Origin of the sequence: Cytobacillus firmus, assembly GCF_023657595.1 — a bacterium.
Classification (GTDB): domain Bacteria; phylum Bacillota; class Bacilli; order Bacillales; family Cytobacillaceae; genus Cytobacillus; species Cytobacillus firmus_B.
This window is the reverse complement of sequence record NZ_CP098323.1, coordinates 812,807-834,535: the sequence shown is the minus strand read 5'-3', so window position 1 is coordinate 834,535 and position 21,729 is coordinate 812,807. Positions and strand designations below refer to the sequence as shown.

The window sequence follows — 21,729 nt, the reverse complement described above, 5'->3', positions numbered from 1 at the left end:
TAATCTGGCCGATAAATCTGTTAAAGCGGCCGATATCTTTAGAAACAGTGCCCAAATAATGATTTTGAGCCTGATTCAGAGCAAAAAGCCCGGCAGATATCCACCTGCCAGGCCGCAAATCATTAAATAATTCCCTGCATCCGCAGAATAATCTCGGCAATTACTGCAGATCCGATGAAGGTTCCGAAGAACACGAAGACTGCGACAATAATGCTTCTCCAGCCCAGCTTGGAAAAGTCAGCCCAGTTCTTTCCGATCGAGATCCCTGCATAAGCGAGAATCGGTGTAGCAAGAGCCAGGATATTGACCTGAGTTGTCCACTCGACAACATATTCAGATCCCGGTACTCCCGGAATGGAAACGATGATTCCGATAATCCCGATATATCCGACGCTCGGGATATTGCCTGGCAGCACTTTTTCAAGAATCAGGCCCAGCACACTGATAACAATTAAAACAAGCATGCCCGGAATGGCTGCAGACGGCAGGATATCGTAGCCTACCCAGTTCCCGATCAGCGCTGAAAGACCAAAAATCGCCAATATCAAAAACCATTCAGTGATATTTTTAAGCATGGATATCTCCCCCTTTGTCCGAAGCCTTTTTCTCTTTGCGTTTCATCATGATGCTGTACAGCTTCTCAGTAAGAGGCAATCCAATAAAAATACTGGCATACAGACCCGTTGAAAGTGAAAGCAGGTTACTGGCGCCTGCGAAGGCAACAATCTGCGCCTCCATTTCAGGGAAGGCAGCGACGAGCGATCCGCTGGCGGCCGCCATCATGCTGCCGCTTCCCACACCCGATGCCATCGCGAACGACAGCGGATGGAGCGGGGTAATGGTGGCCAGGAATCCGGAAATCAACCCCAGGAAGGCAGCACCAAACACAGTACCGAAAATATAAATAGCCATTACTCCTCTGCCTTCTGGCGAATCAAATCCATATTTATTCATAATCAGCCCGACGTTCGGCTCCCTGCCAATCGAGTGGGTCATGCCAATGGCTTCTCTTTTAAAGCCAAGAAAAATGGCCACTGGCAGTGCAAATAAGATCGTTCCCAGGTTACCAAGTTCCTGCAGCAATAAAGATGGCCCCGCCGCAATGATTGCCTCGATTTGCGGCCCAATTGTTACGCCAATTTTCGCAATTAAAAGAGTAACCCCAAGCACGATGAGGGGCTCTGCATTTTTAGCCTGTTTTTCCTTAATAAGCGGAGTGAAGTAAAGACCCAGCCCCAGGAAAAAAGCATAAAGCATAGGCAGCAGCAGAATAACCCCTGCGCCTACTTTAAAGCTGATCTGTCCAATCGCTTCGGTAGCCGCAACCAGAACCAGCACAACGGCATGCAAGCGCCAATCTTTTAAAATTTCTGTCTTTTCATTTTTCATGTTTTCCCCCCTAGATTAAAAGATTCCTAGATAGATCCGCACACGGCAGAAGAATCAAGCTTGCCCTTCCCTTGCTCCATCGCCTTCCCATAGATATAGCACACCAGCTGACCCAAAGGAGAATCTTGGCTATAAAATTCGGCTGTTTCTTTGTACAAGTGAATATCCTTATTCATGTGCTCCAGGCTGAACAGCACATTCCCGTATGTATGCTGAAGGATATTCTCACCGAATACGGTCAGGACGCGATTATGCGCAGACCCGCTTTGAATGACTTCCGCCAGCTGAGACCGGCTGACACCTGCTTTCTCCCCCACTGCAAGGACCTCCCCCAGGCCTGCAGTCGTTAAAGCAACCAGCATATTATGGCACAGCTTTGCCACCTGTCCTGATCCTGAAGGACCGAGCAGAAAAATATCTTTTCCAACGCTCTCCAGGACCGGGCGAATGTCCGGCAAAAATTTATCGTCTCCCCCTACCATTATGGTCAGCGTACCGGCATCAGCACCCTTTGGTCCCCCGCTTAACGGACAGTCATAAAAATGGATGGCGTTCGCCTTTGCAGACTGATTCAATTCCTGGGCTGTTTTTGGGTCAATGGTGCTCATATCCAGCACAAAACTGTGAGGCTTTAAAGCAGAAAGGACTCCGCTTCCACCCATCATAACATCCTTCACAATACTTGGTCCAGGCAATGAAGAAATTACTAGATCCGCCTGACTTGCTGCCTCGAAAGGAGAAGGCTGGGGAATGGCCCCCAGCGCCTCGCATTTCGCAAGTGCATCCTGACTTGGATCATAAGCATACACCTTATATCCGTTTTTGATTAAATTTTTCACAAGGCCCTTTCCCATGGCCCCGCAGCCAATTACACCTATGTTTTTCATCCTCTCCCTCCTTAAGGTTTGATATAAACTGTTTTTGTATCAAGCCAGAAATCCAATGCCGTGCTGCCCTGTTCACGCGGTCCAATGCTTGACGTTTTTTTGCCGCCAAACGGGAGCTGGTTTTCATAATGGTTGGATGGGATATTCACGTGCGTGACGCCTGTTTCAATTTTCCGGACAAAATCGAATGCTTTTTGAAGGTCATTCGTAAAAATGGCAGATGACAGGCCAAAGTCCGTATCATTTGCAAGCTCAATCGCCTCTTCGTAAGAATCCGTTTCCATCACAGCCACAACAGGACCGAAAATCTCTTCCTGGGCGATTGTAAAATCCTTTGTAACTTTACTGAAAACTGTCGGAGCAACGAAATAGCCATTTGCCATATCGCCATCTGTCAGCTGCTTTCCGCCATATTCAAGAACAGCTCCTTCTTCGATGGCGCTATTCACATAATGGAGATACGTATTCAATTGATGCTTATTCGCAACCGCACCGTTGTCATATCCTTCCCGCACCCCATTGCCGACTTTTACTTGCTTCGCTTTTTCAACTAATAAATCAATGACCTTTCGCGAAATGGACCGGGGCACAATCACGCGGCTGGTTCCCGTACAGCTTTGGCCGTTATTGTAAAATCCGCTGATGACCACACTCTGGACAGCCTCTTCCAGATTGGCATCCTCCAGAATGACCGTCGCGTTCTTCCCGCCCATTTCGGCCTGCATTTTTCCGCCATGGGCTGTCACAAGCTTGCCAAGATGGATGCCCACATCAGAGGAGCCTGTAAACGAGACTGCCTTAATTTCCGGATTGGTTCCAAGCTCTTCTCCTACGACAGAACCCGGGCCCGTGATCATATTCAGCACGCCCGCTGGCATTCCAGCCTTTTCGAACAGCTCGACTACCTTCACTGCGATTAAAGACGTGTCACTTGCGGCCTTATAGATGATCGTATTTCCCGCCAGCATGGAAGGTGCAATTTTATAAATGGCGATTCCGAGCGGAAAATTAAATGGCGTAACGACAGCCACCACTCCCAGCGGCTCCTGAATCGTGCAGGCAAAGGTTTTCGGATCAATTGCAGGCACGGTTTCACCTGAAATCCGGTTAGCCTCACCGCTGAAATGCTTTAGAGCCTGAACCGTTGCATCCACTTCCTTTCGGGCTGCCTCGATCGTTTTGCCTACTTCCTTCGTAATAATTTCTGCTAATTCCTCTTTTTCCTGCTGGATGAGAAAGATCAGTTTAAAAAGGATGTCCCCCCGGCTGATTGGAGATGTATTTTTCCATTCGGGAAAAGCTCTCTTTGCACTATCGATTGCTTTTTGCACATCAATCCCATTCGATTTCTGAAAGTAACCCAGTACCTCATCTGTATTGGCTGGATTCACACTCGGATACGTTTCCCCTGTCACAGAAGGAACCCATTCCCCGCCAATGTAATTGTAATAAGTTTCTGCACCAGTATTCCTGACTGCAGTTTTCTGGCTATTAACCTCTGTACTCATCCAATCTCTCCTTATCGCTTAAGTTGAGATTATTATAATATTTAGAATATTCCCTGTACATGTGCCAACAGCCAAATAATCCTTCTGTTCTTTGTGACAAGCACCAATTATGGGTTTAAAAAATCAAAGACCTGGAAGGCCAGGACCACTGTAATCCAATCTTCTTTCCGGGAAAAATCCAGCTGCAGCTCGCTCTCGATTTTTTTCAGCCGGTATGCAAGGGTATTGGGATGGATATGCATCTCTTCTGCTGTTTGTTTATGGCTTTGATTATGTGCCAGGAAGGTTTGCATCGTTTTTAAGTATTCTGGCTCCATTTTTAAAAGAGAGCCTATTTTATCGGTGACAAATTTATTCAGCAAGCTGCGGTCGGTGTTGAGCCACAGTCTTTCAGCACCAAGCTCAGAATAAGTGATAAAGGTTTTGTGCTGATGGTTTTTAGCAAATGATAAAGCTTCGGCAGCTTCCTGATAAGTATCTGTCATATCTGTTAGATCAACCTCTCTGCCCAAACCAATGATAGCTCTGCTCACTTTTCTCTGAATATCAACAGCTAGAGACTGGTCATACTTTTTTCGTCCATTCACCAAGAGTGCTATGATCTGGTTTGATTTCGTAAAAACGATTGAGGTTTCACAGTATTTCATGATGATCTGCTCGATCGATCGGATGAGTTTTTCTTTTTGAAGGATGGAGGCAGCATCCCATAGAAAACCAGACTTGCAGTCCACCATCATACAGGCGATGCTGCTTTTCTCATTCATGCGAAACTTTTCCAGAATCCTTGCATTCAGACGTCCGCCATTAATCAAATCATGAAAGGCCTCTTCTCTTAGGTGCATCTCTTTTTCAAAAAGCGTATTCTGCCTGACAAACTCCAGTGATAAAGCCGTTGAAGCATGCTCAAGAGCGGCCTTCTGGATATTCGTCAAACGTTCAACAGGCTCATCCAGAAGGAAATATCCGAAAAGTTCGTTGGAGTTTATGATCGGAAAAGAACTGGATGGATTTATTGGTTCCTCTGCAAAGATTACAGAGGAACCCAAAATGTGACTGATCGTATCCAGGATAAACGAAGTCCCCCTTCCCTCCAGCAGAATCTTCGTGAATTTCCGGTGGATATCAAGGGATTCGCTCAGTTCCTCATTTTTCTGCCTCACTTCTTCGTAAAGCTTCGAGTTCATGATAGCAATAGCCGCCTGGTCTGCCACCACCTCCAGCACTTGAAAGTCGGCTTCAATAAACTGTACATCCTTGTCGAAGTTATCCACCACAAGCACGCCAATGCAATTCTCCTTATAAACCAATGGGACGACGATCCCGCTCTTCACTTCACGCCGGTAGACTCCATTAAAAAAATGAACATAATTTGTCTCAGACATACGGCTCATATGCTCCCTGAACTCATTTCCTGATGCAATTAGGCCCTTTTTAGTCAGAAATACCAGCCCCGTCAAGGATTCACCCGGCTCAAACTTCACCTGGCTCATAAATCCTGTCTCCACCCCGACCCCGCTGGAAAAATGCAATAATCCATCTTCCTTTAATGTGTAAAGAATGGTGGTATCTGCATGGTCTACTAAATCAAAGGCTGCTTGTACCAGCCTCTTTAGAATTTCCTCCAGTTCAAGAGACTGGGTTAAACTGCGATTAATTTCCAGGAGGCTTGAGATTTTGTCCTGCATGATGGCCATAGCAGTTCTCCTTTCTAATAGGCTGGTGAATGTCATTACCATCTATTATTGTTCAACCTATCTATTTTTCTGAAAAACTATCCTTTTTCAATTAACTGCCTCTCTATTGTCCGCGCCAATATCGCCCCGGCAACAAGTCCCCAAACAGGAGCGCTTATATGAAGAAAGCTCACGCCTGATAAAGTGACGATGAAGGCTGCGAGGGCACTTAGCCTGTACCGGTTTCCGGAAAAGCCAGTTTGCAGGCTGGAATGGAGGACGCCAATCAGGGCGAACCCGGCGAGCAGTGAGACAAATGCCTGCGGAAGCGACTGGATAAAGGGCACGATTTTCCAGGCGAATATCCCAAACACAATCGTAATTACACCTGACACCACTGCTCCCATATACCTTTTCTCCCTGGGCCCTGAATCCGGTCCGGCACAGATGGCGCTCATCATGCCGGCGATATTGGCACACTGTCCGCCAAAGAAGCTGGTGATTACGGAGAAGACGCCGCTTGATGAGACGATTTTCCGAATAGGGGGCTTGAAATCTTCGCTTTCCAATGCCCCGATTCCTGGTGCTGCATCATTGCTCAGAATCAGCATCGCAAGCGGGAGGGCAATGGTTACGATCCCCATCCAGCTGAATTCGGGCATCTGAAGAGACGGCAGAAAATACGCTATCTCTTTGGCCGGATGTACATCGGCTGTCAAAAACAATGCGGCAAAGGCAGCCGCAATTGCTGCGAGCACAGGCGGAAATTTTTTCACATATCTCGTAAAAAGCAGGAAGCTGACTAACGCCGCTCCTCCGACAACAGGCATTTCCTGTATGGCAGGCACGAGCTTCACGACATACCCGGCAACGAGCCCGCCAAGCATGGAGGCAATAACCTCTTTCGGCACCCAGCCAATGATTTTTGTAAACAGACCTGAAATGCCTACCAGAAAAATCAGCAGCCCGGAAATGACATACCCGCCAATCAGCTCAGGATACGAGTATTGCGCAGTCACCGTCGCCAAAAATGCTGCACCTGTAATCGAATGCCCCCCAGTAATCGGAATACGATATAGAAGCGGCATGAGGATGCTGTAGACACCGCCGAAAAAATAAACCGCAAACATCCAGTTAATCGTCTGCTGATCCGTGAATCCACCTGCTGATGCTGCCTGCAGGATAATCAGGGCCGGCCCGGTCATGACCAGCGTGCTTGCAATGATTCCCGATGAAATGTTTTCAGCATTTAGATCCCTTATGAAGGAACCCTTTTGTTCCGCCTGACTGTATCCGTTATGCCTCTCCTTCGGCAAACCCATTTTTCCTGCCCCCGACTTCTGAGTATTTTACTTACTATCATGATTTTAATCATGTAAATTGTCAAACTATTTCGCATTTAGAAACAAAAAAAAGAAATACCCTCTTAAGGATATTTCTCTGTTTCGACAAATTTCGAGTGGTGCCTGTCACCCTATATGAGATTTCGGCGTTCTTCCATTTGCGGGGGTTCTTCCATCCAGCCGTTTTGGATCATGATTTTGGCGCCGCGGTGGGCGTATTCGAAGATGTCTTTTGTAAAGATGGCGGCTTTGGCCGGAATGTCGTTTCTTAAGCTGAAGGCTGTTCCGATGGCATTTTTTCCGATCGAAAAGCTGCAAAACAGGCTGATGCAGTACATCATAAGCTTATCGGAGAACGGGGCGGCAGTAGAACGGGTAGCATTGCCGCCTGGACCAAGGGGGGGTGAATTCCATCTTCCAGCAGCATGTCCGTGAATTCGCTAATAATCCCTTTTGCCAGTTCCACGCCTTCTGAAAAATACTTCCTTACTTCTTTTACCTGGGCACATTGTGCAAAGCCCGTAATCATCTGCATGCCTGTTACATTGGCTTCAATTGTAAAATATAACTGGCTCAGCTCAACCGTATTGATCGTCCGTTTGCTTCCCAGTAAGTTTGTACCCTTTAAATAATTTGTATCCTTTACAAATTCAACTTTATCAGGCATGGTCACAAAAGGCGCACGGATCAGCAGACCTTTTCCCAGTAAGTATTGGGTGCATTTTTTGGAATATTCCTGGGTCATGGCGGTAAGCTCTCTATACAGTAAGATGATATCTTCCCGGTAAGACATGCTTAAGTCCAGAGTGTGCAGCCCCATGCTGATCGATTTCATGAGACGCACAAACATGATATCAAACCCGTTGGCGAATAGGGCCGGAGCATCAGGCACAACATCCTGTTCGGTAAATCCGACAGGAATGGCCGCACCTTCTTCCTTTAATATTTGAGCAATCTTTTGAATAACAGCCTGAACTTCTCCTCTTAAATCGGCCATGATTTTCTTGGCCTCTTCATCTTCCGCTTTTTCAATAAAGTATTCGAGCATTCTTACTAACATTGTTTTCTGCTGATAAGTCATCCAGAGTGTGGCCAGTTCATTTGATGTAATCGGCGGTCTTTCAAGCATGAATGTTCCCCCATCATTTAAGTTACTACTATCCTCCCTTCAGTTACAAAAATCATGCATTTTTCGCAAAAAAAAAGACCCCCTAAGAGGCCCCCAGCTCGTTCCGATTAAAATAGATATTTAAAACCTGCTTCAGAGATTGATCGATCTGCACCCATTCATCAAGCTTATAGTTATTCAGCACTTCTGCCAGGTTTGGCTTTATGCCAATCAATTTGATGATGCTGCCTGTCATGAAGTTCAATGTTTTAATCAGCTGGGTGAATTTCTCGATGCCTTTTCCTTCAATTTCCCCAACAGCTGTCAGATCAAAAAGAATTTCGTCATATTCGCCTGCAAAAACAGCCTTGAGGCAGCTTTCGGAAATAATGTTAATTTTATCTGCAGTTATATCGCCAAATAAAGGGATCAGGCAAAGGGTTTCAGACAGCGGGATAAACGGCCCGGACAATTGATTCAGGCGGGTCAGCACCTGCTCCAGCTCTTCTTTTTTCTCCAAAAGTTCAAAGTCCGTGGAGGTGAGGCGCTGCTGCAGCTGCATCAGTTTATCCATAAGTCCCTCGTTTGAGCTGTCCTTGGGCAGAAATAGCATATTGGCATGATCCTCACTGTCCCATTGGATATGAACCTCAAATAAACAGAGAGGCATTTCCCTGGTTTTCATATTCAGTTCCAGCTTCACAGGATTCACACCGGGCTCCCAGCTGTACTGAATAAGCTTTTCAATGCTTTCTTCATCAATGATCCCTTTTAGGTGCCCCCCGCTCAGGTCAAAGCTTTCCCGTGCGATAGTGGAGTAGGTTACTATTTTTCCGTTTCTGTCAGCTTTCAAAAACGCAAGCGGAAGTGTATGATTAAAATATTGCATTTTGCTGTCCTCCCGCTTCATAATTTTGGAGCCATCTCTTTGTTTCCGGCAAATCTTTAAGGATAACTGTACGATCGGAACAATACGGCAGCAGGTCATACTTCCCTGCTAATCGCCCGCCAAGGATAACAGCCGGCTTATGCGGAAGTTTGGCAAATGCCTCGGCATATTCCTTCAGCTTCGGCAGGTGATAGACGATGGTGACTGACAGGCCGATTACGCTTGGCTTCCAGTCTTTTGCCGTTTTAAGCGCATATTCCAAAGGCAGGCTTGGACCAAAATACTTTGTCTCCCAGCCATGCTCTTCAAATAGACTGTTCACCATCTTCAGGCCGATATAGTGCTGTTCCCCATCCAGACAGAGAAACATGGCTTTTTGGCTTGATTGTCTTTTTTCGCTTTGGTAAGCGAGTTTCGACAATACAAAATCACATGTAGCTGTTGCCAGATGCTCATCCGCCACTGTGATTTGATTCGTCTCCCATAGATGGCCGATGTGCTGCATCGCAGGTGTAATCAGATTTTGATAAACCTCGATACGAGACAGCTGCGGGTATTTTCGGATATTTTCCCAAACTTTCACGGAATTACCTTCAAGTAATAAGGAAGCAAGTATTTCTGCCTGCTGCATCCTACGCGCCCCCTTCCGCTGGTTCACCCTTCAAGACAGCGATAGCTTCCGCCAGGTAAAGATGGAACCGTTCTGCCTTCTCCGCAGATCCTTTTTCTTCAGCCAGCACAGCCTGAATGATTTCGAAGTTGTCGATCAGATGCCGGGTTTTCATCCCATGCCTGGTTAATATGCCATTAAGCCAGACTGCATAATCATTGAAAAAAGAGGACTGATCCAGTTCATAAGCTGTCTCCAAATGCTTCATATGATGATGATTATCTTCCCGGCACTTCTCTTTCCCCTGTTCGCCGAACCGTTCGAGAAGGGAAGGCTCACGCTCATAAATTTTCTCGGTTACACTATTTACGACCCTATCATGATTCACCTAGCCACCACCTTGTATTGCGCTACTTTTGGAATCACAGCAGCCAGTTCCTGATCCGGATATTTCTTTTCCAAATCATGGATTCTTTTAAAATCCTCGCTCCGGACCCAGTTTAAATAGTTTTCTTTTGTATCAAAAATAAGCTGCACAGTCAGTTCGCCGGCGCGTTTATCATTCTGCAGAAGCAGAAAATCGACAAACCCCTCTGCCTGGTCAACCGACCGCGAGCGATTTTTATATATGCGAATGACTTCTTCCGACTTTTCATCGGGAACGTCAAATGTTGAAAAAACAGTGTACATGAACTCTCCTCCAATTTTAGGAGTTTTATGGCTTCTTCAGTATAACATACTGTTTGGGATTGTCATTTTGAGAGGGTTATGAGTAGGGGGGCGGGGATATGGCTGATGTTAATTTACATTTTCGCCATCTGCTTTTGCCACTCCCCTCCGCTCTCAAGTTTGTCGTCCTTAAGCTTCTTATCAGCCTTAAGTCTGATAGCAAGATATGTCTCTGGCTCGTTATGCCTTCTCTTGATCCCGATTAAGATAGTATCTGTAAGAATTGTTAAGTTTTTCCTGCAAACAAGATCGCATTTTGGCGAAATAGGTCGGACGAATTATTGGAAAATTCAAGAAAAAGTAGTTATTAATACCTACTAACCTCTGTATAATTAGATCTTGGGTGCAAATTTTCACTATTAGGGAGTAAGGAGAATGTTAATGAAATTCTTAAAATTGATTGTGCAGAGAAAGATTTTGGTTGCCCTGATGACGGTATTAACTCTCGCCATCGGCAGCTATTCCATTATGGACTTGGATAAAGAGCTGATGCCGCCTGTGACGATGGATGGCGCCTATGTAGAGGTCAGCGCCGGGGAGATGGCAGCGGCTGAAGTGGAGCGATCGATCACCATTCCCCTGGAGCAGCAGATCAGGGGGATTGACGGAGTCGAGTCGGTAGACTCTACAACTACAATCGGACGGAGCTCACTTCAAATTACGTTCGATGAAGGCCTGGGCGATGAGCTGTTTAATGAAGTAGAGGCAGCTGCCAACGCAGCAAAGGGCGACAATGCCGCGATTACAGATGTTACAGCAGGTCAGTACGGTACCACTCAAAGCTATGAATTTTATATGGATGTATCCGGCGGCAGCATGGAAGAGATGACCGCTTTTGCTGCTAAAGTTCTGGAGCCCCGCCTGGAAGCATTGCCGGAAGTCCGGGATGTATCGCTTGCAGGGGTTCAGGAGCACGAGGTACTCATTGAATTGGACCGCAGCAAATTGGCTGAAAAAGGGCTGGATTCAGCAGCTGTGATCGGCGCGATTCAGCAGGTTAACAGCGAAGCCACACTGGGAGAACTCAGCAGAGATGCCAGCTCTCCTTCCCTTCGCTGGAATACGAAGCTGGAAAATGCCGCAGATGTACAGAATATCACAATCCCCTCACAAAATGGATTTGTTAATTTGAAAGATGTGGCGGATGTTACATTTCAGCCGGTTGAAAGCTCATCCTTTGTATGGAAAAACGGCACGAAAGATTTCATTTTTGTCCAGGTCGGACGCGCAGCTGATTCCACACAAATTGAAATGGCAGCCGCGGTCCGTGATGAGGTGAAGAACATTCGCAAAGACGGTCAGGTAAAAGGCTTTGAACTGAATGAAATGGTGGCACAGGCAGATTATGTGCAGGAATCGATTGATGGCGTGACCGGCAACATTTTAATCGGCGGCGTCATTGCCATTGCCATTCTGCTGATCTTTTTAAGGAATGTAAGGGCCACCTTTATCATCGGTCTGTCAATCCCGACTTCCATCCTGCTGACATTTACAGCGATGTGGGTTTTTGATTACAGCTTTAATATTCTGACACTGATTGGCCTCGGTCTCGGGATCGGAATGATGGTGGATTCCTCGATTGTCATTATAGAATCCATCTATCGAAAGAAGGAACAGGGCCTTGGCAAGCTTGAGTCCGTGCTGGAAGGAACCAAAGAAGTATCCTCAGCTGTCATTGCTTCGATGCTCACCACAATTGTGGTATTCCTGCCAATCGGCCTGATTGGCGGCGATGCGGGCACATTCATGATCATGCTGTCTGCTGTGGTAGCCATTACGCTCATCAGTTCGGTTATTGTCTCGTTTACATTAATTCCTTCACTTTCGGAAAAAATGCTGAAGCTCCGCAAGCCAAAGAAAGAGCACAAAGAAGGACCGATTATGCGTATGTATAGCCGTCTTGTAGCCTGGGCCATCCGGAAAAAACGCTACAGCTTTGCGGTCATTGCGATTTTCTTCCTGATGTTTGCCGGTTCCTTAACGCTTGTGACGAAAATTCCGATGACGATCATGCCGGACATGTTCAACCGCTACACAGAGCTGATGGTTAACCTGGAAACAGGACTTTCTCCTGATGAAAAAGAAAACATCGCTCAAGGGATCAACCAGAAACTGCAATCCATTGAAGATGTTGAGTCCAATTATGTCATGGATGAGGGCGGGATGTTCTATACGATCATCAATATGACAAAGGGCGATGACATTACAAGAGAACAGAAAGATGTCAATGAAGAGATTATGAAAGAACTTCGCAGCCTGTCCGATACTCTTCCAGTAAAAAATGTTCAGAGTGCGATGTCAGCTGGCGGCGGCTCTCCAGTTCAGGTAACTATCAAGGGAGAAGATTTTGCAGATTTGCAGAACCTTGCCGGGGATTTTACAAAGGATCTGGAAAAGATTGACGGCATCGTCGGTGTGACCAACTCAATGGAACGCACATCAACGGAGCAGGTTGTTGTTTTAAAAGAAGAAGCAATTGAAAAAGCAGGCTTAACCCAGCTGCAAATCAGGCAGTTTATCGAACAGGCGTTCATGGAAATGCCTGTCGGAGTAATGAGCATAAATGAAGAAAATGTGCCGCTTGCTTTAAAGTGGGCTGAGAAAACAGATTCCAAATCAGCTCTGCTGGACTTAAAAATTCCGACTGCCGAGGGAGAGAAAGCATTATCTTCCTTTATTGAATTAAAAAGTATCGATACACCGAATGAAATTTCCCATAATGACGGGGAGCGCTTCATCTCCATTTCGGCTGATATTGAAGGCAAAGATCTTGGGGCTGTGAATCGCGAAGTTCAAAAGCTGATTAATGATTTTGAAGCCCCTGCCGGCTATAGTGCTGCAGCTGCCGGGGATCTTGAGCAGCAGCAGGAATTAATTATGGATATGGTGTTTGTTTTAGCGATTGCCATTTTCCTTGTCTATCTGGTGATGGCTGTCCAGTTCAACCACCTTGGACATCCTCTGATCGTTATGTCTGTCATTCCGATGACCATCGTCGGCGTCATTCTTGGATTGTTCCTGACACAAATGGAGCTGAGCGTGATGTCTGGAATGGGTATTGTTATGCTGATTGGGATCGTGCTTAATAACGCCATCCTGCTGATCGACCGTACGAATCAGCTCCGCAAGGAAGGATTCTCTGTTGAAGATGCACTTATTGAAGCAGGTAAAAACCGGATCCGGCCGATATTTATGACCACTCTGACAACGGTTGGCGGAATGCTGCCCCTTGCTCTGGCATCGGGAACTTCCGGCAACTATCAGGCGCCTATGGCAACGGTCATTATTTCCGGCCTGCTGTTTGCAACCTTTATCACGCTGCTGCTGATTCCGGCGGTTTACCGCTTGTTCACCACATCCAGCCTCCGTATTGGCTGGCTGAAGAAAAAGCAGAAAAAGAACAGCAGTGATGTTAAAGTGATTCCGGAGACCGTTAATTAACATAGTTTCGCCCCCTCAAAAACCGAGGGGGCTTTTGCGGATTTTCAAGCACTATGGACAAGGGCTCTTTCCTTCTGTTTTTTTCTTCATATATTAGTAGGAGAAAGGAGTGAATCCCATGTGCCAATATTGTGTTGAAGAATATTATTACAAGAAGAAAGTCTGCTGCAACAAGAAGGACAAACATGAACATCACGGCTGCAAGAAATGCACCAGCGATTTTATACCTCACTGTCCATGTAAAAAATGCTCTGATGAGCATAAGCACTGTAACTGTAAAAAATGTTCTGATGAGCACAAAAAATGTTCCTGCAAAAAATGCTCTGATGAGCATAAAAGATGTTCCTGCAAAAAATGCTCACCGGAAATTCATCATTGCTCTTGCAAGAAATGCTCATTTGAACACAAGCATTTTTGCTGCTGTATAAAACGTTTCCATAGCTATGACTATTAATCCGATAAAACAGCGGCCAGCTTTGCTGACCGCTTACTTTATTTTATCAGCCGCACGCTTTAAGGACAGCATTAAAAGTCGGACGCCAAGAAAAAAGAGGATAAAACCGATGAAGGAATAGGTGTGAGTCCAATTGATAAGGACAAACATATTCAAAAAGCTAAATAACGGTTCAAAGATATAAGCAAACATGATTCCAAGGCCTACGGCTGCAAAGGCATAGCTTTTCCACGTACTGAAGTACTGATATATCAGCATGCCCGAAATTGGGATCACCACAAAATCTGCAGGCAATAATGGCGGAATAAAGTGTAACAGCTTATCCGGATATCCCCACAAAAGAAAGTTCACTCCCACAACATCAAGAAAACAGGCGAAGATTGCACAAAGTAGCCCGAAAGCAAGTATTTCAAAGAACCGCCCCTTATCCACCAGCCTCCACCAAATAAAAAACGGCAAAATACTCGCTGCCAGCAGCAGCCACCAATTAAAGCTGAACAAATCCTCCTTCAGCCAATGCTCAAGAGAAACATCTCTTAGCTTTTCTCTAATGTTTTGCTCATCTTTATATGAAGGAATACGGCTCATTTTATCACCTGCCCACCTGAGTTGATATCTTGTTACTCATCTTTCCCCATGGAAGGTGTTACATACAGTAAGCCGATGGTTTTAGTGAAATATTGGCGGTGTTGGCCGGATTGGTTTGCGGGGGTGGCCCATACAAAAAAGCAGCTGGCAGAGCCAGCCGCTTTCATTCCTATTGCTGTCCAGTATAAATGTTAATCGCATCTCTTAAAAACTCGGCTGCACCTGGGCGGATTTTATCATAATAGGCTTTGAACCTTTCATCTGCCACATACATTTCACCAAGGCCGGCGTGGGCCTCTTTGCTGTATTCACTCCAGTAGAAAGTAATCCACTGCTTGTGCAGATCGGCAGCTTTTTGTGCAAGCTCGCCTGCCGGATCGCCAGTTTCCATGGCTTGGGCTAAGGTGCTGTTCACCTCTTCAGCCAGTTTGGTAACGGCCTCATGCTCCTCCCGGGTCATGTTCATAAGTTTGGCATTCGATTTCTCAACCGTCTCCTCACCATATTTTTCGCGGATTTCCTTTCCATATTGCTTCTCATTATCTTCAATCATTTTCTTTTTGAACCCTTCAAACTTTTCTTTATCTGACATGGTCGTTCTCCCTTCCGCTGACGCGATCGTTTTTTCTACATTCGTAATAAGCAGATCGAGCTGCTTTCTTTTCTCAAGGAGTTTCTCGCGGTGCTCCTTCAGTGCATCCGCAGCATCGAAAGCCGGTGCTGTGATGATTTCCTTGATCTGATCGAGACTGATACCAAGCTCTCTATAAAATAGAATCTGCTGAAGTCTGTCAACTTCCTTTTGGCCATAAATCCGATATCCCGACGAATTGGTTCTTGCCGGCTTAAGAACGCCAATTTCATCATAATACCTGAGGGTCCTCGAGCTGACCCCGGCCAGCTGCGCGAGCTTCTGCACTGTGTATTCCATGCGATGTGCCTCCTTTCAAGAAAAGCGGAAGCGCCTCCAGATGAACTTCAACTAAAAACCGCCACGTCCTGTGGCGAACGTTGAAGTCAGCACATCCTGAGCAAGCCCGACAGGCATAAGACGAATCACGCAGGAAACCTGATTTCTGGAGTGATTTGGCTTATGACCCCGAGCTGCTCAAAGCATCATTCTTCGAATCATGCTCCTCGCAAGTAATTCAGGGGAGGAAATTCATGAAGAAAATACTGGCTAGGCGCTGCAGCTAGACAATGAAGTTATAGAAAGTACTTTCTGTTACTAACGATACACCTTTACGCAGCGTGAAGGTCAACCATATTTTTTAAAAAATTAATCCAGCTTTTTAATCAGGAGAGCGGCGGTTGTCCTGGAGATTCTGCACCCTTCCAGGTCAGCTTCCTTAATCAATCCAAGATCCATGGCGGATTTAATTTTTCCTTCATCCGGACGCTTTTGAATCAGATCGATAAGATTCAGCTCCTCGAGTTTGTTGACAGTTGGAACTGGGTCGAATTTCTCCGTCCTTCTAATCTGCCTCTGCAATTTGTAGCTATCAATCTTAACTTCCCCTTTTTCATTCTGTCCTACAGCTGTATCGAAATACTGATGAAACAGGTCTTTCAATTTATCCAATTCTGCTTCCAGGTCCTTTTTCCTGCGGTTCAGTTCATCAAAACGGATCAGCATCTCTTTTGTAACCATGGTAGAATCGCCTCTTTTCTTGGATGATACTTCATCTTATTTAGGAAGCGGAGGATTTATGCATATTCAGAGAACATACGTTCTTAAATACATACTCAATAGAGATGTTGTAAAATGGAATTAACTAGGAGGGTACTTAATGTTTTTGATTATTTTTTGGGGGATTGTCGGATTGTATGTTTTGTTTTCACTTCTCATTCTGCCCATGCAATACCGTTTTTTGGTCAACCTTAAAGAGATGGAGGCCCAAAATAAAGCGAAGGGGAAAACACAGGGAGAAATGTATGACAGCATGAGAGTGGATGAACTGGTTCTGCATGAGAACATGCAGGGAAACCCGATCTTTTTTCTGGCCAATTTGCTGGCATCGGTTATCTATCGAATTAAGCATTAAATAGCCTGGCAGGCTTCCGCCAGGCATTTTTTTATTGCAATTCCTCCAGCGCAATCGTCTGGTAGGCTTGAAAAAAGGAATCGCAGAACATATCCCACTCTTCAGCCGCTTCCATGGAAGCTTCGCTCACTTCCCCGCACACCGGGCGCTGCAGGAGATCCGTCAGCTGCTCCGCAAATCGATCAATCGTTTCCTTAGAAGCACCTGCAAGCACATTTGACACGAATTCCCCCGGCGAATACCAGTCTGCCACTCTCTGAATATCCCGGTAAATTTGCGTCAGCAGCAGATTGCGCGGCCCTTCCCACTGCTCATTGACGACGACATCCCGGAAGATGCGCGGCAATGATGAGAATTCCTCCATGACACCATGGCCGGCAAAGACAGAGATAGCATCGTGCACCACCTCTGCCCCTTCGTTTGTGGCACAGATTTTCTGCAGCAGCACCATCTCCCTCAAGTTAAAGAGCTGTTTTCTCCGTTCGAGCGGCTGATCCACCGGAATCCCGGCATTCAGCGGCTGGTCAAGGCGGAGGTATAGATCATAGATTTTAAAAGCGCCTGCAGCTGTCCGATGGGCGGCATTTTCAATTTTTTTCAGCGTCCTCGCTGATAGCGGGTATTCTTTTACCTTTTTGCCAAAAACGGTCCGGAAATCGCCATAAAGATTGGCTTCACGAGATGCACGGAGCATAAATGCGGCACAGGCAATGCCTATTTCAAGGCGGGATAGTGTGAGGACGATGCCGACTGCAACGGCCACTCCTTTTCCTGCCGGGCCAACCGGATAAGCAAGAGCCCCATTATACTGAAATTCCCCTGTAGGCAGCTCGGCCGTGCCCATTTTCCACTTGATCCGGTTGATCTCATAGCCATTGCGCTTTTCCTTCTCCTCCTCACCAGGAAGCCAGGAGGGCACAATGAACGTGGACACTTTATCAGTGCCGGAAATCTTAGCAGTGACCACAGAATAGTCGGCATGTGCAACCGAGCAGAAAAATTTATTGCCATAAAGGCGATAGTTTTTACCATCAGGGACCGCCTCAAGCACATTGGCAGGCAAATCGGACCCTCCCTGTATCTCCGTCATGAATTGGGCACCGATGGCAAAATCTCCGTCAAGTCCCTCTTTCGTATGCTGTAAAATTTTCTCCAGCTCAGGAATATCTTCATTCGGATATTGTTCAAGGAGTGCAATTAATCCAATCGTGCATGTCAGCGGACAGGCGACACCCGCTTCCCCCAGCTGGTGAACCAGCATCCGCTTCACGAAACTTTCCCAGGACGGCATGCGGCTTGAAAAAAGGCCCTCCCCAAACACTTCTTTTTCCAGCTGATGCGTTTCCAATGGTCGGACGACACGGTCAATGCGGTGATTGAAGGCATCAAAATGAAGCATATACGGACGGGATTCAGGCCTTGCTGCACTTTCTGCAAGCGTGTTCCATCTGGACGAAACAGCCGGAGAAAAATCCTGCAGTTCATTATGTATCTGTTCATATTGCGAGCCTGCATATTTTTTTAAGGCCTTTTGCAAAAAGGGATCATCCTTATACCAATCCTGGTTGGCACGCCGGTCTAAAAACTCATCAAATGTGTATGAATTCCTGCCTCTTATCTGCTGGTCCCGGGAAGTTATCGTCATGGAAAAATCACTCCTTTTTTGATTGACAAATACTAATTTTCAGAATTATTATAAAACTAAGTTAACGTTAACGTCAACTAGGAGGATACATAATGCCAGAAGAAAAGGTTTTTACCATCAGCGAGCTTGCGGCAATGTTTGACATCAGCTCCAGGACGATCCGCTATTACGAGGAAATAGGAATGCTGACCTCGGAAAACCGCGACAGCCTGACCAAACAGCGCACCTATACCAATCGGGAACGACGGCGCCTGAAGATGATTCTGCGGGGGAAAAAACTCGGCTTCGGCCTCCAGGAAATCAGAGAAATGATTGAGCTGTATGAATCGAACCCGGAAGGCGAAGCGGAGAAAAGCAGAATTATTGCATTTGCTGACAGCAAGCTGAGGGAAATCGAAGAGCAGATCATGCAGCTGCAAATGCTGCGGGAAGACATTTTGACGTACAAAGCAAAGTATGAAAACAGCCGGGTGAAGACATAAATTCATTTTTAATAAGGGGCTGAGTATAGTGGGAGCAACCATTCACGGAGTATTGGAGAGAAATGCAAGGAAGTTTCCAGAAAAGGACGCCTTTATGACGGTGTCGAACCGCCTTACATACGGAGACATGAACCGCTTATGCAACAGGCTGGCACGTTATCTTCAGAATGAAGGAGTCCGGAGGGGCGATCGGGTTGCGGTAATGTCCCGCAATACGGAGCACTTCTTTTATGCTTTTTTTGCCTGCATGAAGATCGGCGCGATTCCGATGCCGGTGAATATCCGCCTGACACCGAAAGAATTGTCGGCTATTTTCCAAAGTGCGAATGCTTCAGGAATTCTATATGAGGATGAGCTTGCTGAAACGGCTGCAGCGTTAAAAGAGAATGTAAATTTCTATTTTTCGATTCAGGATGCAGTTGAAGCTTCTGCTCATTTTTCTGAGGGTAATCTTGATGTGCCGATTGATTCGCGGGACGTCTGTGAGATTCTTTTTACATCCGGAACAACCGGGACGCCAAAGGGAGTTGTGTTCAGCCATGAACGCATTCTGGCGATCGCTTCGGCTGTTTCGGTTAATTTTAGCTTGTCGCATAATGATTCCATGCTCACCCTGATGCCGCTCTCCCACTCTGCTCCTTTGAATACCTTTTTCATGAGCGGGCTTTATTGCGGAGCATCCCATGTGATCGGCGACTTTACTCCAAAGGGCTTCCTGAACTGGATTCAGCAGGAAAAGACGACCTTCTCATTTGCGGCACCTGTTGCCTATTTGCTTGCGGCCAAGGATCCGGATTTGGCTTCCTATGATTTGTCCACCATGCGTGTCTTTGCCTATGGCGGCGGCCCGCTGGCTCTTGCCTCCTATCACCATGTGAAAAAGGCGTTCCGTAATGAAAACTTCTATCAGGTATACGGACTGACAGAAGCGGGACCAAATGGCATTCTCTTATACCCGGAAGAGCATCTGGAGAAGGCCGGAAGCATCGGCAAAAACCCGACGGTGAACATGGAAATCCGGGTCGTCCGGCCGGATGGCACCGATACGGCTCCAAATGAATATGGTGAGATTCTTCTGACTGGCGACAGCCTCATGCTTGGTTATGACAATAATCCGGCTGAAACGAATGCTGTGCTGAAAGGCGGCTGGCTCCATACCGGCGACATTGCCTACCGGGATGAGGATGGCTACTTTTACATCGTGGACCGTAAAAAGGATGTCATTATTTCGGGCGGCGTCAACATTTATCCGCGTGAAATTGAAGAAGTACTCGCGAAGCATGACGCGGTTTTGGAATCCTGTGTCGTCGGTGTGCCTCATGAAGAATGGGGTGAGACCGTCAAAGCAGTCGTTGTGCTGAAGGGCCAGGTGTCTGAGGAAGAATTGCGGGCGTTTACAGCCGAACATCTCGCAGAATTTAAGTGTCCGCGGATCTATTCTTTTGTGGATGAACTGCCGCGGAATGCGAGCGGAAAGATTTTGAAGCAGCAGGTGAAATTGGTGCATGCTTAATAGAATACAATTCCGAACTGCTAAAAATCCCATTGGGTTATGAATGGGCATCAAAGTCAATGATTTAAGACCAAGAACCCTGGAATAAGATCTATTTCTATTTTTCAGGGTTCTTTTTTTCTCATTATATTTTCATCTAGCTTAACTCCACCCATCCTGCAGACACGAATGAGGAAACCATACAAAAGGAGTCCTATCATTCAATATACAGCCTTTCTTCATCGGAATATAGGTTATCCCGGAAAATGCCTGATTGCCCCATCACTAATGTTTTCATTAGAAAATGAACGTTCTAATGATAATCCGTCAATAGGGATGGCTGGTATTTTATGTTGGGTCATATCAGAGATAACTTGACCAACAGCTGGTGAAATAGTAAACCCATGACCGCTGAATCCAGCTGCTATTAAATACCCAGATACTTCTGGTATTCGACCTAATATTGGAATTTCATCTATACTATGAGCCTCAGCACCATAGTAGGTAAAATCTATTTCATAATCTTCGATTGCAGGAATAATAGATAGTACAGTTCTTCTTTGCTCATCAAGACCTTCTTTATTAAAGGAACCACTATATTGATTTGGACCTGGTTTTGCAGAATAGCCGCCTCCAGCTCTAATTCGTCCATCTATTGTCTGTTTAAGAGATATTTTTGTATCTTTTCCACTTATTGTTGGCCCGGGCAATATTTTAGGTGCACCATATGTTGCCGACATTTGATGACAGAAAGGTTTCATTTGCAAAGGGGTAAGCCCTAAGGCAGCATGAAGCTCGGGTGCCCAAACACCGGCCGCATTAATAACTGTATGACAAGGCATAAACCCTGAACTGGTCTTTACACCTGTAACCGAACCATTTTGCGTTTCAATTGAAAAAACTTCAACCCCTGTTGCGATTTCTGCTCCAAGGCGGCGGGCAGCTGAAGAAAAGGCAATGGTCGTTAGCAGTGGATTTGCTTGACCACCGCTGGGATAAAAAATACCCTTAACATACAAAGAAGACAGAAAAGGGATTAGCTCTTTTAATTCGTCCTGATTTAAAATCCGGGCAGGAATTCCATTTTTTTTATCCTCTTCTGCCTGTCTCCAGAGTATTTCAATACTAAAGCGATGATCATATAACATGACTTGACCTGAAGGAATATATTCCAGGTCAGCTTCAAGTTCATCTTCTAACGATTCCCATCTTTTGATACTCGCTTTTGCTAAAGGAAGCTCTCGCAAATCGCGATTATTTAACCTGATTCCCCCGGCTGATGCCCTTGAGGCAGCTCCCTGGTTTGCAATACTTCCCTTCTCCAATTGCTTTACTTTTACACCGTCACGCGCTAAATGATAAGTGATCGATGATCCTATGACACCGCCGCCAATGACAATTACATCTGCTTTCATCCCATCTCTCCTTTTAATTCCCTAATTTAGA

General features: G+C 46.0%; 22 protein-coding genes. 4 read left to right on the top strand and 18 right to left on the bottom strand.

The genetic code is table 11. The features are described 5' to 3' along the window. Positions 1–122 precede the first annotated feature (122 nt). From NAF01_RS04485 to NAF01_RS04435, 12 genes are all read right to left on the bottom strand, one after another. Positions 123–575: a hypothetical protein gene (locus NAF01_RS04485; protein WP_048010782.1), complete on the bottom strand. Its 453-nt coding sequence runs from the start codon at positions 573–575 to the stop codon at positions 123–125. After that, positions 568–1,389 (bottom strand): DUF3100 domain-containing protein, encoded by an 822-nt coding sequence (locus tag NAF01_RS04480; RefSeq protein WP_048010783.1) that lies wholly within the window; start codon positions 1,387–1,389, stop codon positions 568–570. The genes NAF01_RS04485 and NAF01_RS04480 overlap by 8 nt, the downstream gene beginning before the upstream one ends. 26 nt (positions 1,390–1,415) lie before the next feature. Continuing rightward, on the bottom strand, positions 1,416–2,276 hold the full coding sequence (locus tag NAF01_RS04475; protein ID WP_250801874.1) for an NAD(P)-dependent oxidoreductase: 861 nt from the start codon (positions 2,274–2,276) through the stop codon (positions 1,416–1,418). 11 nt (positions 2,277–2,287) lie between these two features. Then, the gene (locus NAF01_RS04470) at positions 2,288–3,784 is read right to left on the bottom strand and encodes an aldehyde dehydrogenase family protein (RefSeq protein WP_250801873.1); all 1,497 of its coding nucleotides are present in this window, start codon (positions 3,782–3,784) and stop codon (positions 2,288–2,290) included. 107 nt (positions 3,785–3,891) lie between these two features. Then, complete coding sequence (locus NAF01_RS04465) at positions 3,892–5,478, bottom strand: helix-turn-helix domain-containing protein (protein ID WP_250801872.1); 1,587 nt, start codon at positions 5,476–5,478, stop codon at positions 3,892–3,894. Between the two features lie 77 nt (positions 5,479–5,555). Beyond that, on the bottom strand, positions 5,556–6,779 hold the full coding sequence (locus tag NAF01_RS04460) for a benzoate/H(+) symporter BenE family transporter (protein WP_250801871.1): 1,224 nt from the start codon (positions 6,777–6,779) through the stop codon (positions 5,556–5,558). Between the two features lie 152 nt (positions 6,780–6,931). Continuing rightward, complete coding sequence (locus tag NAF01_RS25035) at positions 6,932–7,141, bottom strand: DUF3231 family protein (protein WP_350457427.1); 210 nt, start codon at positions 7,139–7,141, stop codon at positions 6,932–6,934. Beyond that, a complete protein-coding gene (locus NAF01_RS04455) occupies positions 7,138–7,929 on the bottom strand; it encodes a DUF3231 family protein (RefSeq protein ID WP_350457426.1) in 792 nt (263 codons plus the stop codon). The genes NAF01_RS25035 and NAF01_RS04455 overlap by 4 nt, the downstream gene beginning before the upstream one ends. An 82-nt stretch (positions 7,930–8,011) precedes the next feature. Next, a complete protein-coding gene (locus NAF01_RS04450; protein WP_250801870.1) occupies positions 8,012–8,797 on the bottom strand; it encodes an STAS domain-containing protein in 786 nt (261 codons plus the stop codon). Beyond that, positions 8,784–9,428 (bottom strand): cobalamin B12-binding domain-containing protein, encoded by a 645-nt coding sequence (locus tag NAF01_RS04445; protein WP_048010790.1) that lies wholly within the window; start codon positions 9,426–9,428, stop codon positions 8,784–8,786. Before NAF01_RS04445 ends, NAF01_RS04450 begins: the two co-directional genes overlap by 14 nt. Position 9,429: 1 nt before the next feature. Continuing rightward, the gene (locus tag NAF01_RS04440) at positions 9,430–9,795 is read right to left on the bottom strand and encodes a hypothetical protein (RefSeq protein ID WP_197214302.1); all 366 of its coding nucleotides are present in this window, start codon (positions 9,793–9,795) and stop codon (positions 9,430–9,432) included. Then, the gene (locus NAF01_RS04435) at positions 9,792–10,097 is read right to left on the bottom strand and encodes an antibiotic biosynthesis monooxygenase family protein (protein WP_250801869.1); all 306 of its coding nucleotides are present in this window, start codon (positions 10,095–10,097) and stop codon (positions 9,792–9,794) included. The genes NAF01_RS04440 and NAF01_RS04435 overlap by 4 nt, the downstream gene beginning before the upstream one ends. Positions 10,098–10,517: 420 nt before the next feature. Here NAF01_RS04435 and NAF01_RS04430 point away from each other — a divergent pair, with 420 nt between their 5' ends. Then, positions 10,518–13,577 carry an efflux RND transporter permease subunit gene (locus NAF01_RS04430; protein ID WP_250801868.1) on the top strand — a complete coding sequence of 1,020 codons (3,060 nt, stop codon included), beginning with the start codon at positions 10,518–10,520 and terminating at the stop codon, positions 13,575–13,577. Here NAF01_RS04430 and NAF01_RS04425 read toward each other — a convergent pair. The 4 genes from NAF01_RS04425 to NAF01_RS04410 all read right to left on the bottom strand — a co-directional run bounded on the left by NAF01_RS04425 (position 13,570) and on the right by NAF01_RS04410 (position 16,270). Further along, complete coding sequence (locus tag NAF01_RS04425; RefSeq protein ID WP_250801867.1) at positions 13,570–13,911, bottom strand: hypothetical protein; 342 nt, start codon at positions 13,909–13,911, stop codon at positions 13,570–13,572. The two genes, NAF01_RS04430 and NAF01_RS04425, sit on opposite strands and share 8 nt — an antisense overlap. A 153-nt stretch (positions 13,912–14,064) precedes the next feature. Next, positions 14,065–14,619: a CBO0543 family protein gene (locus tag NAF01_RS04420; RefSeq protein ID WP_197246850.1), complete on the bottom strand. Its 555-nt coding sequence runs from the start codon at positions 14,617–14,619 to the stop codon at positions 14,065–14,067. Between the two features lie 169 nt (positions 14,620–14,788). Continuing rightward, the gene (locus NAF01_RS04415; RefSeq protein WP_250801866.1) at positions 14,789–15,550 is read right to left on the bottom strand and encodes a MerR family transcriptional regulator; all 762 of its coding nucleotides are present in this window, start codon (positions 15,548–15,550) and stop codon (positions 14,789–14,791) included. 348 nt (positions 15,551–15,898) lie between these two features. Further along, the gene (locus tag NAF01_RS04410; RefSeq protein ID WP_197214298.1) at positions 15,899–16,270 is read right to left on the bottom strand and encodes a hypothetical protein; all 372 of its coding nucleotides are present in this window, start codon (positions 16,268–16,270) and stop codon (positions 15,899–15,901) included. Between the two features lie 139 nt (positions 16,271–16,409). On the opposite strand from NAF01_RS04410, the gene NAF01_RS04405 reads away from it, so the two are divergent. Beyond that, positions 16,410–16,664, top strand: a complete 255-nt coding sequence (locus tag NAF01_RS04405) for a DUF3949 domain-containing protein (protein ID WP_197214297.1) — start codon at positions 16,410–16,412, stop codon at positions 16,662–16,664. 31 nt (positions 16,665–16,695) lie between these two features. On the opposite strand, the gene NAF01_RS04400 is transcribed toward NAF01_RS04405, so the two are convergent. After that, positions 16,696–18,309, bottom strand: coding sequence for an acyl-CoA dehydrogenase family protein (locus tag NAF01_RS04400; protein WP_250801865.1), 1,614 nt, complete (start codon positions 18,307–18,309; stop codon positions 16,696–16,698). Positions 18,310–18,401: 92 nt separating this feature from the next. On the opposite strand from NAF01_RS04400, the gene NAF01_RS04395 reads away from it, so the two are divergent. Both NAF01_RS04395 and NAF01_RS04390 read left to right on the top strand, forming a co-directional pair. Continuing rightward, the gene (locus tag NAF01_RS04395; protein ID WP_048010800.1) at positions 18,402–18,791 is read left to right on the top strand and encodes a MerR family DNA-binding protein; all 390 of its coding nucleotides are present in this window, start codon (positions 18,402–18,404) and stop codon (positions 18,789–18,791) included. 28 nt (positions 18,792–18,819) lie between these two features. Then, on the top strand, positions 18,820–20,304 hold the full coding sequence (locus NAF01_RS04390; protein ID WP_250801864.1) for a class I adenylate-forming enzyme family protein: 1,485 nt from the start codon (positions 18,820–18,822) through the stop codon (positions 20,302–20,304). Between the two features lie 233 nt (positions 20,305–20,537). On the opposite strand, the gene NAF01_RS04385 is transcribed toward NAF01_RS04390, so the two are convergent. After that, positions 20,538–21,698, bottom strand: a complete 1,161-nt coding sequence (locus NAF01_RS04385) for an NAD(P)/FAD-dependent oxidoreductase (RefSeq protein WP_250801863.1) — start codon at positions 21,696–21,698, stop codon at positions 20,538–20,540. Positions 21,699–21,729: the final 31 nt, after the last annotated feature.